Genomic DNA, 15,822 nt, shown 5'->3' with positions numbered 1-15,822 from the left:
AACGATGGAGCACCCGGATCAAGACTCCCGCGCTTCATCGAAGAGGCTGCTCAGCGCTGCCTAGCAGACCCCGGCAGCGCAGATGATGGTCGCTTAGCCGAGCACGTGGAAAAACGCGTCTTCGAAGCGGCGCATCTGCGCCTCATCACCTACGCTGACGCGGATCCACGTCGGCCAGCTCGGCCACACCCGTCCGACCAGCACGTTCTGCTCCTTGAGGGCCGCCACAATTGCCTCGGCGGGTCGGCGTATATCTACCATGAAACAGTTGGCCTGCGACGCCGTGCAGCACCAGCCGGCACCAGTCAGCCGCGCCACGGTGGCGTCACGAAGTTGCTGGTTACCCTGCTTGCGCCGTGCCACCAGGGTCGCGTCCTCAAGGCTGGCCAGCGCGCCACGCAAACTTGGCTCAGCGGCCACGTTGTAGCCGTCGAACTTCTCCAGCGCCTCCAGCAGAGGCGCCTGGCCGATGGCCAGACCGACTCGGGCACCGGCCATGCCGTACAGCTTGGAGAACGTGCGCAGCACCAGCAGGTTGGCGTGGGCTTTGACCAACGGGATGCAACTGGGCACATCGCTGAAATGGATGTACGCCTCATCGACCACTATCACACTGTCGGCCGGCGCCCTGCGCAACAGGCGCTCGATGTCTGCGGCAGGCGTAACGCTGCCGGTGGGGTTGTTGGGGTTGCACAGGTAGATCAGCCCAGGGTTCGGGTCGGCAGCCAGCATGGCGTCGACATCGTGCGCCTGCTGCGTATTCAGCGGCACGCTGTGCACGGTCGCGCCACGCGCTTCGGCGGTCTGTGTCGGGGCTTCGTAGGAGGGTTCAGGCACCACCAGGCTGCGTGGGCCAATGAAAGCATGCACCGCATTTTGCAACGCCAGCTTCGAACCGCAGAACACCTGCACCTGATCCTCGTCCACGCCCTGCTGGCGCGCGAACACTTCGATCAGCTGATATTGCAGGGGATACGGGTAGCGGCCACAGCCGGCGACCCCCTGATGCATCGCCGCCTGGGCCGCCGCGCTGGGGCCGAACGGGCTTTCGTTGTAGTTCAGGCGCACCGGCGCCGCGGCGCCAGCAGCGGCTGCCGGCGCCGCCCAGCTCACTTGCCCGAGCAGCGGCAGCGCCGCGCCCAGGCCGACCAGACGACGGCGAGATAGACCTTCCATGACTCTGCGTCTCCTGAAATAGCTTCACTGGAGGACGCATTCGTGGCACCGGTGTTTAGGGTGGCATGGTGCTATCTTGTGCCGGTCAAGCGTGGATGCACCGATGCAAAGCAGGCCGTCCCACAGCATCGCCGGCCAAGACATCCACAATTGCGTCATGCAGGTCTAAGACAAGCAACCGATTCATCGGGTTGGATTTGGAGAGGCATGAATGAGCGTCGATACAGGGTTGCGGTGAGCGCAACAGCTGAAAGGAGGTGCGCAACGAAGAAGGGAGCCGGTTAAGGCTCCCTCCGTCAGCGACAGTTTTAATTCTCAGAATCCACGTGTTCTTTGCTAAATAAGTCGGTGACAGACAGTGCTGTGTTTATTGACCTAGATCCTCTGACCTTCGTTGGTCTGGTGAAAATAAGTAGGTGACAATTTCCGGAAGCGACCGCATCTCCTGAAAAAAGTTTTCCTAAAAAAGCAGGTGACAACACGTCCACGTCGGGCAACCAGTCATCAGCGTTTAACCATTTGTGTGGACCTAGAATATGAACGGACCTGACCAGTCAGCGAGAGAGACCTTCGGTTGCGCGAGGAACTCAACGTCGGCACCTATCAGCGACCTTGGCATGGGCTTACAATCTTAGACGCCAGCTTCAGGTTCGCTGCCCCCTGAAGAAATTTGTCTTTCGTGATGCGCCACCTAGTCAGCAGTGCATGCTGCTGGGTGAGTGCGATGATGTTGGAGTGCTTATGGGTACTGCGAGTGTGGAGCTCACCCAAGATCAGCAAGCGGTAGGATTGAGAGCGGCCTTGCGGGTCCTCGACGGCTGGGGTGCAACCAACAGCCAGGTGTGCAGCATCCTACGTATATCCGTTGCTTCCCATCAGCGTGTCTTGAAAAACTCAGGCGCCGCCATACGACTCGACAAGGATCAACAGCAGCGAGTCAGCTTGGTGCTTAACATTCATGCCTCGTTACGAAATATCTTCGAGAACGCGGACAACGTTCGTGGCTTCCCCAGCTTCAAGAATACCAACGCATTTTTCGAAGGGCGTTCACCCTTGGAGGTGATGGCGCAAGGGGATTTGATCTCGCTTTACGAGACTCACAAGCACATAGATCAACTTCAATGGTCCAACCGGGCTTAACCATACTGGCTGTCAGAGAAAGCGGTTGAGATAGTCGCTCTAATCGCTCCCAAATCTCTGGTGCAGGCCCAGTCCTGCATTACGCTCGGGCCTTCTTGTTTTTGGAGCATAAAGGAAGGTGTCGCCCCAATGTACCGACCATCCAAGGGCCTGGTTCTCACGGCTAGGGACGTCGAGCAGCCTAGAAGGGGATGTCGAAGTCGTGCCGCCAGACAGCTTGGGACACGATCCCTTTCGGTGACGGCCGGCTCCACGGAGGGGCCGCCCCCGCGGAAGTGACCTCTGCGTCATCCATGAGCACCGCGAACTCTACAACGTGTTCAGCAGCCAGCAGACTCAACAGCGCCTCGAACGTCTTGAACTCTCTTGCTCCGCCCCGCTGGCGTTGCAGGATGTAAATGCCTTCGTCTGAGGCAATCTCCAAAATATAGTGTCCACTGCGTTTCCGGCGAGCATACGGAACGGCTCCTGGAGCTCTCAACCGATCCCTCAAATTACTCTCTACAAAACCCAGCATTTTCACCTCTATCAAAAATACGATAGTGAATCATTTTAACAAATTTGATGTGCTGTAAGAGGCTCTGGAATTAACTAATTAATTTTGCCCCTAGCCCCTGATCTGTAAGGGCTTGAGTATAATTTTTGAATCATCGATTATCTAGATTCAGTGGCGAGAGAAATGAAGACTGGCTCCGTAACGATTTTCGGAGCACACAAACATGGAAATTTTTGCCACCATTTTCGCTGCAGCTCTCTCTGCGGACCCACTGAATCTCGCGCTCTGTGCTGTGATGGCTCTTGCGTTTGCGATTGTTCTCATTGCCTGGAGGCGGAGTTGACCATGAGCACAAATGAGACGGCCGATTTTGCTCGGCTTCCGATTAAGTGGATTCAAGGTGGTGGTGTCGCCGCGTTCGACAATCGTGTCGGAGAGGAGGCAAGGAGCCGCACCCAACAAAACTCGAGCATTACTGCGCTCAGGCTGTTCATCAGTCTGTGCATGCTTGCGAACTACCACACTGGGCAAGTCAGGACGACGTACCCGAAGCTGATCGCCCTGTCTGGAATGTCGAGGCCGATCGTGGCCCGATCTCTCAAGCGGTTGGTGGAGGAAGGGCTGCTGGAGAAGGTCGACAAACCCATACGGGAAGGCAGCCTTCTTCAACTGGCAGGGTGGGAAGATAGCTTCCACGGCAAGCTACCTAAATCCAGCCTCTACGACGGCAGCAAAACTCAGTTATTGGTGCTACACCAGTTTGAATACAGTGCGCTGAGCTTGTATGCGCTGAAGGTGTTCCTCGTGATCTGCGCCTTCAGAAGCAGCAAAAATTCCAACATCGCCACGATCAATTACTCGACCATCTCAAGGCTTGCAGGCGTGCCGATCCATCAAATACCGAGCTCGCTGAACCGCCTATACCACCTTGACCTTATTTCCTATAAGCAGGCCGATTACTACGACCTGGGAAACCAGATGGACCGAACCAATCGGTATCTTGTTCGTGGACTGGGGGATAGATGGCCAGCGTTCAATCCTGACCGCTCAAACGGCAAGCCAAGCAAGCCAAGCAAGGCGAAAGTCGCTGCCGCAAACAGCTTCGTGGCGAGATAGTCCGCTCAGCGTAACAGCGGACTTAGCTATCTCACGGGCACATGTCTACTGGACCCGATTATCGTGAGGGACTTGGTACCCCGCGTCATTGCGACGTACAGGTCTTTCGCATCAAGAGAATCCGCGTCCAGGATGACCGCATGGTCGAACTCCAGCCCCTTAACCAGCAGGGTGGTTCCGATAAGTTTTTTGTGCCGCACAGGACGACCCGAATGCCGCATGTCACGTTGATAGATCTTCCCCGCCTCAATAAGCGTCATCCCTTGGCTTTCACCATGCAGCTTCAGAATTTGAAGCAGCCGGTTTAAAAGATCGCGCCGGTAGGCTCCTGTGTCAGGATTGGCCTTCAGCTCCAGGAAAAAACTCATCAGATGCGAGCTGGTGGAATCTTCCAGGTAAGCATTCGCTGCCGCTAAGAGGGCTGGATGCTTAGTGGTTTTCCGCAAGCCTGTAACCTCGCCACGTTTTGTGCCGGCCGTCAGCACATTACCTACTCCAGTGAAACACTTCTTCGCAAACTCAACTGCCAAGAGAAAGCCTTTCTGGGTGGTTTTCGCCCCATGCAGCTGCTTGAGAAACGAGTGAAGACCTTTACCCTCGATTTCTTCTATTGAAGAAAATTTTCCAGCCATCCGCCGAGCCAGTGCGTGTGTCTTGTTCTTCGATTGCTGGTCCCCACCGTGCAACGCGATAACGCTTTCGTTGTGACACAGCAATCCATAGAGCGATGAGAATTGCTTGGCCTCCAAGAATTCGGGATCGGTCCGATGTCGGACTACACAAGGTGGCCGATTGCCTAGCAAATCAATCTTTTGTCCGCCCTGGATCCTGTTGCGTACGTCTTTGAGCCAATCGCCAAGCTGCGGATTGTCAGCCCAGCGCCAAGGGATGTTCAGCTCACCCAAACATTCGAAGGTGGGGTAAATACTCGCCTCCCAGTCCACGGGCTTGGAGCCGTCGAAATCAAAAATGGCCTGCATCGGATCCCCGAGCACTCGGCAGGGCAGAAATTCAGCCAAGGCGCAAACAAGTGAGTGCTGCAGGTCTGAGCAATCCTGGTACTCGTCGACATAAACACCTGCGTAGGTGCTGGCGACGGTACGGCGAATGAACGACTTACCCACCAGGGCAGAGCAGCTCACGTATAGCTGATTCCATTGCTCATCAGTCGGGTTATCTGTAACCCACCCCGAGGTCTTCGGGTACGCCAAGCACAAACGCAGTGACCAGCTCGCGATCGTGTCCACCTGGTACATAGAAGACGGCACGCCCAACGCAGTCATTTTCGTTTTGATCGAGTTCACGCCTGCAAAGGTGTGAGTCAAGACGAGTTGTCTACCGGTAGATGCACGCACTGCCAACGCAATGAGCTGCGTCTTCCCGTAGCCAGCAGGGGCGATGACATACCCTTTGCCAACACAACCGTTCAGCTTGATGGCCAACTCTTCAGACATGCTCGATCCACGCCCACAGTTGATTGAGCTGGATGGCAAGGTTCGTCTTCGCGAATGCCTCATCCTTGAACGCAGGCCTGATGGCCTTGAACCAGAGATCACCGCGGGTGATGTCTTTGAACCAGTTAGATTTCTTGGCCGTATCGCCAATCGCCCTCCTCAATTCAGGGCTGTCTTTCCAGGTGCCGAGATCGCTGTCGAGCGCACTGCCAAATTTGGACACGACCTGGTCACGAACGGAGTAACCGAAGCTGTCTCGCGCAAGCTGAACGCTCACAACAACATCACCCCACGGCAAATCGCGGAAGGCCCGTTGTTCTAGCGAGAGCTTGTCGCTCCACATGAAAACCGGAATTTCCAACGCAGTAAGTTCATCTGCATCAGCCTGGGAAAACTGGTCGTCAGCGTCAGCATCGGCAAATGCGGCGACGTGGTAGTGAAGTGCGTTGAAGGCCTTGGCAAATGCCTTCACTTTTGAACCTCCGCCTACGTCCAGCAACGCCACACCATGGAAGGACAGCGGATCCTTTGAGCTGTCGACCTGATAGTCATCAAACCCTCGGAGGAAGCCGACCTCTGTCGCGCCTTCACATACGACCACCTTTTTAGCCAGGAACGCATCGGAGCTTGAGCGCACCTTCCCTTGCAACCCATGCTCTTCAAGACCTTTACCCGCTACGGGGGTGACCTGTACCACCCCATCTGCACGATGAACAACGTAAAGCTCCTCCACGGTCAACTCGCGGAGCACTGTAGGTGAGTGGGTCGTCAGGAAATACTGGCCTTGGTCATCCTCTCTGATGTGTTTGATCAGCCGAGTGATCCTGTGAGGCTCCAAACCAAACTCCACTTCGTCGAAAAGAGTGATGTGGCCTTCCTCAAGCCCGACTTTCTGGATCCCGCACAACAGCATGCGCCTAGATCCAAGCCCCAACTGCCGCAGCGGAATATCGCCGTCATGCAAAACTAGCCCGCCCACCCTCAGATTGATGGAGTTCAGATCCAGGTGCGCCTTGTATGCGTCGGTGACCGGTACCCCTAGGAGCTTGGCAATCTGTTGCGACTTCAATGCTGCAGCATCGAAATTCGTCAACATCTCTGTCCGGTTAGCATCCAGTGACGATCGAGCATTTCTGGAAGCATCTGCCAACAGTTCGTTCAGGCTCTGTGTTTCAGTCAACTTCGACAAGGCTGTACCGGTGGCCCAGGAAAGTTGCCGCTCGCTGAAAGCTCCGATCAAGCCCACACTGACCTTGTTACGGTCAGCCTGCTTGAACTGAACACCTTCCGGGGTTCGATCGCAGGTCACGACCCATTGAGGCTCAAGGTCCTTCCCAACGGTGAGCCTGACGGTGAGGACGCTTTCCAGGTGATCGTCAGGCTCATCGATGATCGTGAGCGTATCTTTGTCCCACCCTCTTAGGTACTGGCCGTACTTCTTGAACGAGCAGAAATCATCGACCAGGTCGCCAATTGTCGCCTCGATGACGATGGGCTCCTCGATGTTGCCCCTATGGAAGTCAGAGTCGTTGAGCGAAAGGTTCCACTGGGGGTAGAACACATAGCGTATCGCATCCAGAATCGTCGACTTAGCCGAATCACCTTTGCCGATCAGGCAGAAGGTATGCCCCATCGGTAGATTCCACTCCAGCTGGCTGATACCTCGAAAGCTCTTGATACTCAGTCTTCGAATCTTCACTGACCAACGTCTCCTTGAACCTCACCTATAGAAGCAGGGCCGGCCATCTGTGCTGCGCTGATGCTTAGCCTCCCTGCCACGGTCGATCATGACCGTCAGCTCTGAGCACCCGAAACAACTCGACCTAGCCACTACCTTGATGGCCACCAAGATAAGCACGAAACTAGAAAAGCAGCCACTGGGAGGGGGCCGATCCTGGAGGGGAGAAAACAAGTACGCTGAAAGGCATGTCGCTGGTCTTCGGCCAATCTCCAACAGTCCTGTGGAGCAAGTTGGGTGGGATCCGCCGGGCTGAGAAGGAAGTCAAACTGATACAGCTCGGAGCAATCGAGTAATACCACGCCCTAACTCGGGTTACCTACATTCCGTGCCCCCTTGTGATCTAACGCCCCAAGGCTCACATGTGTCCCCGAGCGCCAGCAGCCCACGTCAGTACCAGCGTTTCGCACCGCAACCACGATCTACTTTTTCAGCGGATTGCTTGAAAGCGCGCGGGATCTTCTGGACGAAGGCCGTCGCTACCCAGATCAAACCTCCAGTAGCCCACGTCATGCCAGGCATCGAGCTTGAACCCGACCTGGGGAAATGTCCCGATATGCTGGAAACCCAGTCGCTCGTGCAGCCCAACACTTCCTTCATTGGGCAGCGCAATGCCGGCATACGCCGAGCGATATCCCAGACGCTTTAGAACTGGCAGCAGCACGTCATAGAGCTGCCGACCAACCCCGCTGCGGCGCAGATCCTCGGCGACATAGACCGTCACATCCACCGCCCAGCGGTACGCCGCACGCGCCCGGTGCTGACTGGCGTAGGCGTAGCCGACTACCCGCCCCTCCTGCACCGCTACCAGATAGGGGTAGGTTTGCAGCGTCGTGGCAATCCGCTCACGCATCTGCTCCACGCTCAGCACCGCCTCTTCGAATGAGATGGCCGTGTTGAGCACGATGGGCGCGTAGATGATCTGGATCTCTTCTGCATCCTCTGGTCTGGCGACACGAATCTCGATTCCGCTATGCATCCGGCTGCTCCAAGCTGTTCAGGTATTCCACTACTTCGTTTACGGTGCTGCGCGCGGTACGGGTGACGCCGATCAGCGTCGCCGAGGCCAGGCCGGTCCAGTCACCATATCCCACCAGCCAGAGGCCCGGCTCGCGAATAGAGCGCGACCCGTCAACCTCGACCTTACCGCTGTCATCCAGCACGTCCAAGTCCCGCAAGTGATCCAGAGCCGGCCGGAAACCGGTACACCAGATCACCGCATCGACCTGGGTTTTCTCACCATTGGGCCAGACGACCCCGTCAGGCGTGAATGAGACAAAAGGCCTTACAGACCGCAGGGCTCCTCGCTCGCGGGCCCGAACCACCGGGGACACCATGACGATATCGCCAAGCCCGCCGACCGGTGCGTCGATAACACGGCCCTCCTGTTGAGCCTTGAGGCGCTCGGTAGCCCGTTCGAACAGCACCCGGCCATCGACGTCATCAGGCAGAAACGCCGGCTCCTCCGTGGTTACCCACGTTGCGTCGGCGACCTCGGACAGCTCAGCATAAACTTGCGCCCCCGAGTTGCCACCACCAACGACCAGCACGCGCTTTCCTTGGAAAGCCTCTGGTGACTGGTAATGGGCGGAGTGAATCTGCTGTCCCTGGAACAGCTCTATCCCCGGATAGGCCGGAACATAGGGATTGCTCCAGGTCCCCGTTGCGCTTATGACGGCACGAGCCTCCCAGTCGCGGTTCGTCGAGCGAACACGAAGGGCACGCCCGGTTCGCTCCACCGCCGTGACGCTGACGGGGCGAACGATAGGAAACCCATAGCGTGCCTCGTACTGCTCCAGATAGCTGACCACGTGATCCCTATCGGGATTACCTTCGGTGACTGGCGGCATCGGCCAGCCCGCGATCGAGCTCCAAGCGGAGGGCGAGAACAGCGTCAGCGAGTCCCAGCCATGGCGCCAGGCCCCGCCCGCTGCCTCTTCGGCGTCGAGCAGCAGGAATGACAGCTTGGCCCGTTTGAGAAAATAAGCCACCGTCAGCGCGGACTGCCCGCCGCCAATTACGATGACATCGAGTAGTTCGCCTTCGGTGGCCATGGTTTCTCCTGTCAGGCTGAAGCGCTCAGTCTTCGCCGAACTGGTTGATGTAGTTGATGTGCGCAGGCTTCTGAATCGCCCTTGGGCGAAGCTCCTGCACCCATGCGATCGCCTCACGGCGCGGCATTCCGGATTCGATCAGCAGACGGGCAGCGAACAGCCCGGTGCGGCCGGAGCCGCCCTTGCAGTGGATGGCCAGGGCCTTGTTGGATGCGAGCAGAGCGTCCAACTGGTGGCGGATCTCTCCCAGCCCGGCCTCGAAGTTTTCATCCGGGGCCTGATCATCCTCGATCGGCAGCTGGTACCACTCCAACCCATGCTGTTTGGCCGCGACGCCAAGCTCCCCAACTCCGTTTTCCTGAAGCTCTGTATCCGACATCAGGGTAACCAGCGCCACGGCACCAGCCTGCTTCAGCGTCTCCAGGCTTTCAGCGAGAGCGCTGGTCTGTGTGCCCGGACAAGGCGTAAAAATCAGCGCACCCGGAATATGGGGCAACGATTCCAATGAGTAAGGATGCGACATGCTCATGACCTCAAATGGACCGAATATTGACTCTCTTGGATAGTTCTTCCGCCGACTCTTTGCGCTCGGAGTAGCGGTCTACTAAATAATCCTGGCGATCACGCAGCAGGAGCGTGAACTTGGTCAGTTCCTCCATTACGTCGACCAGTCGATCGTAGAAAGAAGACGGCTTCATGCGCCCGGCTTCATCGAACTCCAGGAAGGCTTTCGGCACCGACGACTGGTTCGGGATGGTAAACATACGCATCCAGCGGCCAAGCACGCGCAGTTGGTTCACCACGTTAAAAGACTGCGAGCCTCCACAAACCTGCATCACGGCGAGGGTCTTGCCCTGGGTTGGGCGAACGGCGCCCATGGCCAGCGGTACCCAATCGATCTGCGCCTTGAAGACAGCACTCATTGAGCCGTGACGCTCGGGCGAGCACCACACCTGGCCTTCGGACCATTGCATCAGCTCGCGGAGTTCCAGCACCTTCTCGTGGGAGTCCGGAGCGTCATCCGGCAGCGGCAGTCCGGAAGGGTCGAAAATACGGGTTTCGGCGCCGAACTCTTCCAGCAGGCGCGCAGCCTCCTGGACCATCAAGCGGCTGAATGAGCGCTCGCGGGTCGATCCGTACAGCAGCAGGATGCGCGGTTTGTGTGTGGAAGGATCCTTCGGCTCCAGCCGCTCCAGCGACGGCAGATCAATCAGTTCTGGTTGGACATTTGGCAGGTGGTCGTTCATTTCGGTCTCCATTGATCCAGGGCCTACAGCGCGCCGATGCGGGCAAGTTCGGCTTTCAGTTCGTCCTGGCTCAGTTGCGAGAAAGGCAGCGCAATGAAGGCGCGCACGCGCTCATCGATCTTCGCAAGTGTTGTCTGGAAGGCTTCTTCGATTTCTGCCTCACTTCCGGTAACCGCCGAAGGGTCGGCCAGGCCCCAGTGGGCTTTGAGCGATGGACCGAAGAAGATCGGGCAGGCTTCGCCAGCAGCGCGGTCGCACACGGTGACAACGATGTCGGGAGGAGCGCTCTCGAAGGCATCCGAGGCCTTGCTTGAAAGACCTGCGGTGGGGATACCGGCGGCTTCCAGGGTATTCAGTGCCCGTTCATTGACCTTGCCGCTTGGGAAGCTGCCCGAGCTCACAGCTTCCATACCCTCGGGGGCCAGGTGATTGAACAGCGCCTCGGACAGGATGCTGCGGCAGCTGTTGTGGGTGCACATGAACAAGACTTTCATCAGGTATCTCCGGTTCAAAAGCTCAGCCGGATGGCCAATGCGGCCAAGGTGGCAAGCAGGATCGGCAACGTCAGGACGATGCCGGTGCGGAAGTAGTAACCCCAGGTAATGACGATGTTTTTGCGGGCCAGCACGTGTAGCCACAGCAAGGTGGCCAGGCTCCCGATGGGGGTGATTTTCGGACCGAGGTCACAGCCGATGACGTTGGCGTAGATCATGGCCTCGCGCACGATGCCGGTGGCCTCGGCGGAATGGATCGACAAGGCCCCTACCAACACAGTGGGCATGTTGTTCATGACCGACGACAGGCCAGCGGCGAGCAGCCCCGTCCCGAGGGATGCGCCCCAGATCCCGTAGCCGGCGAAGACATTGAGGATCTGCGTCAGGTAGTCGGTGAGGCCGGCGTTACGCAGGCCATAGACCACGAGGTACATGCCAAGCGAGAACACCACGACCTGCCAAGGCGCGTCCTTGAGCACCTTGCGGGTTGAAATCACGTGCCCACGCGCGGCGATCAGGTAGAGGATCAGCGCACAGGCAGCAGCGATGGCGCTGATCGGAACGCCCAGCGGCTCGATGGCGAAGAAGCCGACCAGCAACAGCGCAAGCACCCACCAGCCGGCAACGAACGTCGCCTTGTCGCGGATAGCGGCTTCGGGAGCCTTCAGTTGGTCGAGTTCATAGGTACGCGGCAGGTCCTTGCGGAAGAACCACAGCAGCATTCCCAGAGTGGCGGCGATGCTGACCAGGTTCACCGGCACCATGACCGAGGCGTACTCGCTGAAGCCAATGCCAAAGTAGTCGGCGGAAACGATGTTCACCAGGTTGGACACCACCAGCGGCAAGCTCGCGGTATCGGCGATGAAGCCCGCCGCCATGACGAATGCCAGCGTCGCCGCCGGGGAGAAGCGCAGGGCCAGCAGCATGGCGATGACGATCGGGGTCAGGATCAGTGCCGCACCGTCGTTAGCGAACAGCGCCGAGACAGCGGCGCCCAGCAGGATGATGAAGGCGAACAGCTTGCGGCTGCTGCCATTACCCCAGCGGGCCACGTGCAATGCCGCCCACTCGAAGAACCCCGCCTCATCCAGCAGCAGGCTGATGATGATGACGGCGATGAAAGTGGCGGTAGCGTTCCAGACGATCTGCCAGACCACTGGGATATCGGACAGGCTCACGACGCCCGCCAGCAGCGCCACGACGGCCCCCAGTGCGGCGCTCCAGCCCACACCCAAGCCTTTGGGCTGCCAGATGACGAGAACGATCGTCACCAGGAAAATCAAAAATGCGATCAGCATGACTACAACTCAATCAGCGAAGGGAAGTCTCAAGCACAAGCAACAGGGCTCTGCGGCCGCTCGCCCATTTCGGCAAGGCGCAATGCATCAGAGCTCAACCATTCCTGGTTGGCATCGACCACTCCCTTCAGCATCGCGTCCACCCACTGTGGCAGTTCGGGGTGCAGTCGGTAGTACACCCATTGACCCTTGCGTCGATCCATCAGGATTCCAGCCTCGCGCAACTGGGCAAGATGCCGGGAGATCTTCGGCTGGCTCAGCTCCAGCGCGTGGGTAAGTTCGCAGACACAGAGTTCGCCTTCACGGGCGATCAGCAGGGTCATCCGGGCCCGAGTGTCATCAGCCAGGCATTTGAAAACGATGGGGGGAGTCAGTGTTTCCCGCATGTGACCTCCTGAGGAATGCGTGTACGGCCAATATCTGGAAATCCGAATATATGTCGATTCGAATATGCGGTAAAGCAGATATTTACAATCGCCTCGCCTTACGGGACGTCATAAAACTGGAAAAAGCCCGCGCTCTGGGCCCTATACTGGCCTTCGATACCATCCCCAGAGTCCCCAATGAACCAGTCTGATATCTCTGTCCGATTGCTTGGTACCGATCAAATCCAAGGCCTGGCTGCGCATCTGACTGCAGCGGGCTTGCCGACCCAAGACCTTTTGCAGCCCGACCGAATGTTCTATTCCTTTCACCGGGGAGAAACGGAGCTGGGATACGGGGGCATTGAAGGAAGTGGCCGGACTCGTCTGATTCGCTCACTGGTTGTCGTACCGGCCCAGCGAAAGTCAGGGATCGGTACCCTGCTGCTCAGAGCACTTGAGCGAATAGCGGAAGCTGACGGAGCCCAGAGCCTTCATCTGCTGACCACTACAGCACCCGACTTCTTCGAGGCTCGGGGATATGAGCACAGAGACCGATCCCAAGCCCCAAAGGCAATTTCCAATTCGGAGGAGTTCAACAGCCTCTGCCCGACGTCTGCGGTCTACATGGTGAAGGAGCTTGGCGACATCAACTCGGTGTCACCACAGGTAACTCGCCTCCACGAACGTCAGTGAGTTCGTTCTCAGGTGTCCGAGGAACGAGTCCTGCGGCCCCCGAAAGATGTCGAAGGCTCCGCGGGGAGCAGGCTATTCTCGAATCCAAGCGGGGCGCGAGCCTGCAGATCCGTCGAAGCGGATGCAGAGGCCCTGATGAGGTGCTCCCAAACCGTTTCGGAAGTCACTGATGTACTATCCCCCGTTCACATTTCTCAAGAGTGCGTTACTTGCTACCGAAAAACTCACCGGTCACAGAGCCTTTCGATGAGGAATACTTTGCCTCGACCATACTAAGAAACAATGAGCTGTGCGGGATAGTAAAAAACGAGTCTCGGTATCTCGAGATCACCGATTTCGAGCTGAATGAACTGAAGCGAGGAGACCTCAGAGTTTTTCGCGGGATTTTCGATCATGATGTCATGTACAGGCACACCCTTTATCCGATTGGCGTGCTGTTCGACAGGGTCCGATTCCAAAATGTATCGTTCCTGCCCAGAGGGGCTATGAGGGTATGCGTTGAATGTGTCATTGAAGACATGCAGCGCCTAGGCACCGCCTACATACACCGAACCCATGTAGCTCCAGGACCGCTGGGTGTTGAGGTCTGCCATCGGCATGCATCGCGTTTACTGGAGAGGTGCCCTACGTGCCAAGTAGATTTCCAGCGGCACAAAATCACGATGCTAGGCTCATGCCTGACCCAAGAGCGCTATGGCAAGGCGTACGTTATACAGGGCCCAACTGCACAAGATTATTCCCAATTCGTTTATGACGTGCTCAATCTACATAACCCGGAAAAATATCGCCGTCTATCAACTACAACAATTAATCGCTCCCTAGAAATCCTAGGCTATGAAAAACCATCAATTAAGAGCTATTTTCAGTTTTGCATAGATCAGGATCATACAACAGGGACTGGCAAACACGTCTATGTGCAGGCTGACGCCGATAACAAGAATCTGGCTCGCACACCAATGCAGTTATTCACACGGGTCGCTTATCTCCTATACGGTAACCTGCAAAACTTCGTGACTGCTATGAGTGCCTCCCGCATACATCAATAAGTGACACAATTTCATCGTCGGAAACCTGCGACACTCTAATGCCAGCCTGCCTGAATAAGCTGGACTTAGTAATGGCTAAATTTCCCGCAGCTAGGAAGCGAGCGGCCCAGTGCAGCTTTCTGAGCTGATGATCATGCCGGCTTTCCAAACTCGCTTTGATGAATGCCAAAGACTTAGGTAGCTTCCGCCGCTGTCGAAACGCATCAGGAGGTACAGATAAGGCGCGACACAAAGCCGCTAGTGAAATAAGAATTGGCCTACCTGGCAACGCGTACAGATCCTTTAGAGCGCGTGACAACCTTGCGACTAACTCACAGTCCCTCCGATCCCAGTCAATGAGATCGCGCACCGCCCAACCCTTGGCATGACAAGAAATATGGTTCCGTAGCCAGGCCTTATCGTGACGATACAGCCAAGTATAATTTCGCGCCTTTTTAGCTGGACATATAGCGTAGTCTGTAGCGAAGGATTTTCGCCTAGCGACAAGCTCAGAGTGGTCTACGGGCGACGCTCGACACACGGTTTTGCGTAACGGGGTAGGGCAAAATTTCACACCTTCGGCATAGTCTTGAATTAGGCATTGGATGTCTACACCAAATGAATTGAGGAAAGTATAGAAAAAAATGGGGTGATGGCTTGAGGCACGTGACCGTAGCAAATTAAATGGCCAAACCACTTTGTCACCGTGGAGCTCGAACAGCCTGCGAAATTCATCTCGTGGCGGGTATAGCTCGATAGCTTCGAGAAAATGCGCTACAAGCATGCCAGCACGCACCCTTCCCCGCGAAATATACCCAGCTCTGTCTAAGACAAAAAAAAGATAGCGGGCCTGAACAAGACTGGTGATAGCTCGGGGATGCAACCGCCCCCATTCCACGATGTCAGCAAAATTCGCAAGCCGGCAGAAGTACGCATCAGAGGCATATTCAATCTCACCAATTTCACGAAGCGGAATCACGTCTGAGGGAAGAAAGAATTGGTTGAAATAGCCGAAGCCAGGGTCGGATGGAACACGCTGTAGGAGGCAATGATGGGCCGGGCAGACATGAACACCAGGGGCTTGGTGTCCGACATGCCAATAAGAGACCCCATGAACCGAAACGTCCACTGCGACACATCGGGGGCAGTACTGCCGGACGCAAAATCGCTCAAATCCGGCTGCTGTGATCCCTAATGTCATCTTGAGGCCTACAGGCTGGGCTGACTGCATCAGCTTCCTGGCCCGCTTGGCTTTCCCAGGGGAGAGAAAAGGCTCGAAGTACGGAAGGAGCGTATGGTTGTCCGCCAGGCGGCCAAAGCCTGACGCAGCTTCAAGATGGCCCAGGCTACACGGCAGATCAGATGCGTAGCTGCGAGTGACGCTCCCAAACAGATCAGTCAGCGTCCGCCGTACCCCAAGACCTCCTGAAATCTGATGGTATCGGGTTACCAAGCTAGTGATGGTCTCATCAGGAAGGGGCGTAGGGAAGTTCAGCACAGAAGCCATATCATCCCGCTCCCTACCT

At 56.9% G+C, this 15,822-nt stretch carries 14 protein-coding genes; 3 read left to right on the top strand and 11 right to left on the bottom strand.

The features are described from left to right. Window positions 1-93: 93 nt before the first annotated feature. Window positions 94-1,176: a pyoverdine biosynthesis transaminase PtaA gene (gene ptaA / locus IAE33_RS04740; RefSeq protein WP_201162539.1), complete on the bottom strand. Its 1,083-nt coding sequence runs from the start codon at window positions 1,174-1,176 to the stop codon at window positions 94-96. A gap of 741 nt (window positions 1,177-1,917) precedes the next feature. Between ptaA and IAE33_RS04735 the strand changes: the two genes are divergently transcribed. Both IAE33_RS04735 and IAE33_RS04730 read left to right on the top strand, forming a co-directional pair. Then, window positions 1,918-2,316, top strand: a complete 399-nt coding sequence (locus tag IAE33_RS04735) for an antitoxin Xre-like helix-turn-helix domain-containing protein (protein WP_201162538.1) — start codon at window positions 1,918-1,920, stop codon at window positions 2,314-2,316. A gap of 841 nt (window positions 2,317-3,157) precedes the next feature. Next, complete coding sequence (locus IAE33_RS04730) at window positions 3,158-3,928, top strand: hypothetical protein (RefSeq protein WP_201162536.1); 771 nt, start codon at window positions 3,158-3,160, stop codon at window positions 3,926-3,928. A gap of 26 nt (window positions 3,929-3,954) precedes the next feature. Here IAE33_RS04730 and IAE33_RS04725 read toward each other — a convergent pair whose 3' ends face one another. The 9 genes from IAE33_RS04725 to IAE33_RS04685 form a co-directional block, all read right to left on the bottom strand. Continuing rightward, window positions 3,955-5,382 carry a UvrD-helicase domain-containing protein gene (locus IAE33_RS04725; RefSeq protein ID WP_201162534.1) on the bottom strand — a complete coding sequence of 476 codons (1,428 nt, stop codon included), beginning with the start codon at window positions 5,380-5,382 and terminating at the stop codon, window positions 3,955-3,957. Then, window positions 5,375-7,081: an ATP-dependent nuclease gene (locus IAE33_RS04720; protein WP_054572038.1), complete on the bottom strand. Its 1,707-nt coding sequence runs from the start codon at window positions 7,079-7,081 to the stop codon at window positions 5,375-5,377. Before IAE33_RS04720 ends, IAE33_RS04725 begins: the two co-directional genes overlap by 8 nt. A gap of 469 nt (window positions 7,082-7,550) precedes the next feature. Further along, window positions 7,551-8,099, bottom strand: coding sequence for an arsinothricin resistance N-acetyltransferase ArsN1 family B (locus tag IAE33_RS04715; RefSeq protein ID WP_201162532.1), 549 nt, complete (start codon window positions 8,097-8,099; stop codon window positions 7,551-7,553). Further along, a complete protein-coding gene (locus IAE33_RS04710; RefSeq protein ID WP_201162530.1) occupies window positions 8,092-9,174 on the bottom strand; it encodes an ArsO family NAD(P)H-dependent flavin-containing monooxygenase in 1,083 nt (360 codons plus the stop codon). Before IAE33_RS04710 ends, IAE33_RS04715 begins: the two co-directional genes overlap by 8 nt. Before the next feature lie 25 nt (window positions 9,175-9,199). Further along, window positions 9,200-9,703, bottom strand: a complete 504-nt coding sequence (locus tag IAE33_RS04705; RefSeq protein ID WP_201162528.1) for a cyclin-dependent kinase inhibitor 3 family protein — start codon at window positions 9,701-9,703, stop codon at window positions 9,200-9,202. A 4-nt stretch (window positions 9,704-9,707) separates the two neighbouring features. Then, a complete protein-coding gene (gene arsH, locus IAE33_RS04700; protein ID WP_031314388.1) occupies window positions 9,708-10,421 on the bottom strand; it encodes an arsenical resistance protein ArsH in 714 nt (237 codons plus the stop codon). A gap of 23 nt (window positions 10,422-10,444) precedes the next feature. After that, on the bottom strand, window positions 10,445-10,915 hold the full coding sequence (locus tag IAE33_RS04695) for an arsenate reductase ArsC (RefSeq protein ID WP_201162526.1): 471 nt from the start codon (window positions 10,913-10,915) through the stop codon (window positions 10,445-10,447). Between the two features lie 14 nt (window positions 10,916-10,929). Continuing rightward, window positions 10,930-12,213, bottom strand: a complete 1,284-nt coding sequence (locus IAE33_RS04690; protein ID WP_049695270.1) for an arsenic transporter — start codon at window positions 12,211-12,213, stop codon at window positions 10,930-10,932. Between the two features lie 29 nt (window positions 12,214-12,242). Beyond that, window positions 12,243-12,599: a metalloregulator ArsR/SmtB family transcription factor gene (locus tag IAE33_RS04685; RefSeq protein ID WP_105642017.1), complete on the bottom strand. Its 357-nt coding sequence runs from the start codon at window positions 12,597-12,599 to the stop codon at window positions 12,243-12,245. A 177-nt stretch (window positions 12,600-12,776) separates the two neighbouring features. On the opposite strand from IAE33_RS04685, the gene arsN2 reads away from it, so the two are divergent. After that, the gene (gene arsN2 / locus IAE33_RS04680; RefSeq protein ID WP_201162524.1) at window positions 12,777-13,271 is read left to right on the top strand and encodes an arsenic resistance N-acetyltransferase ArsN2; all 495 of its coding nucleotides are present in this window, start codon (window positions 12,777-12,779) and stop codon (window positions 13,269-13,271) included. Window positions 13,272-14,288: 1,017 nt separating this feature from the next. Here arsN2 and IAE33_RS24870 read toward each other — a convergent pair. Further along, a complete protein-coding gene (locus tag IAE33_RS24870) occupies window positions 14,289-15,803 on the bottom strand; it encodes a TniQ family protein (protein WP_201162522.1) in 1,515 nt (504 codons plus the stop codon). Window positions 15,804-15,822: the final 19 nt, after the last annotated feature.

Origin of the sequence: Pseudomonas sp. S60 (genome assembly GCF_016647865.1) — a bacterium.
GTDB classification, from domain to species: domain Bacteria; phylum Pseudomonadota; class Gammaproteobacteria; order Pseudomonadales; family Pseudomonadaceae; genus Aquipseudomonas; species Aquipseudomonas parafulva.
The sequence above is the reverse complement of the archived record's forward strand: the minus strand, read 5'-3'. Positions and strand labels throughout refer to the sequence as shown.

Bases quoted from the DNA above. Each gene is read 5' to 3' on its own strand.
- ptaA (WP_201162539.1), bottom strand. From the start codon at position 1,176: ATGGAAGGTCTATCTCGCCGTCGTCTGGTCGGCCTGGGCGCGGCGCTG.
- IAE33_RS04735 (WP_201162538.1), top strand. From the start codon at position 1,918: ATGGGTACTGCGAGTGTGGAGCTCACCCAAGATCAGCAAGCGGTAGGA.
- IAE33_RS04730 (WP_201162536.1), top strand. From the start codon at position 3,158: ATGAGCACAAATGAGACGGCCGATTTTGCTCGGCTTCCGATTAAGTGG.
- IAE33_RS04725 (WP_201162534.1), bottom strand. From the start codon at position 5,382: ATGTCTGAAGAGTTGGCCATCAAGCTGAACGGTTGTGTTGGCAAAGGG.
- IAE33_RS04715 (WP_201162532.1), bottom strand. From the start codon at position 8,099: ATGCATAGCGGAATCGAGATTCGTGTCGCCAGACCAGAGGATGCAGAA.
- IAE33_RS04710 (WP_201162530.1), bottom strand. From the start codon at position 9,174: ATGGCCACCGAAGGCGAACTACTCGATGTCATCGTAATTGGCGGCGGG.
- IAE33_RS04705 (WP_201162528.1), bottom strand. From the start codon at position 9,703: ATGAGCATGTCGCATCCTTACTCATTGGAATCGTTGCCCCATATTCCG.
- arsH (WP_031314388.1), bottom strand. From the start codon at position 10,421: ATGAACGACCACCTGCCAAATGTCCAACCAGAACTGATTGATCTGCCG.
- IAE33_RS04695 (WP_201162526.1), bottom strand. From the start codon at position 10,915: ATGAAAGTCTTGTTCATGTGCACCCACAACAGCTGCCGCAGCATCCTG.
- IAE33_RS04690 (WP_049695270.1), bottom strand. From the start codon at position 12,213: ATGCTGATCGCATTTTTGATTTTCCTGGTGACGATCGTTCTCGTCATC.
- IAE33_RS04685 (WP_105642017.1), bottom strand. From the start codon at position 12,599: ATGCGGGAAACACTGACTCCCCCCATCGTTTTCAAATGCCTGGCTGAT.
- arsN2 (WP_201162524.1), top strand. From the start codon at position 12,777: ATGAACCAGTCTGATATCTCTGTCCGATTGCTTGGTACCGATCAAATC.
- IAE33_RS24870 (WP_201162522.1), bottom strand. From the start codon at position 15,803: ATGGCTTCTGTGCTGAACTTCCCTACGCCCCTTCCTGATGAGACCATC.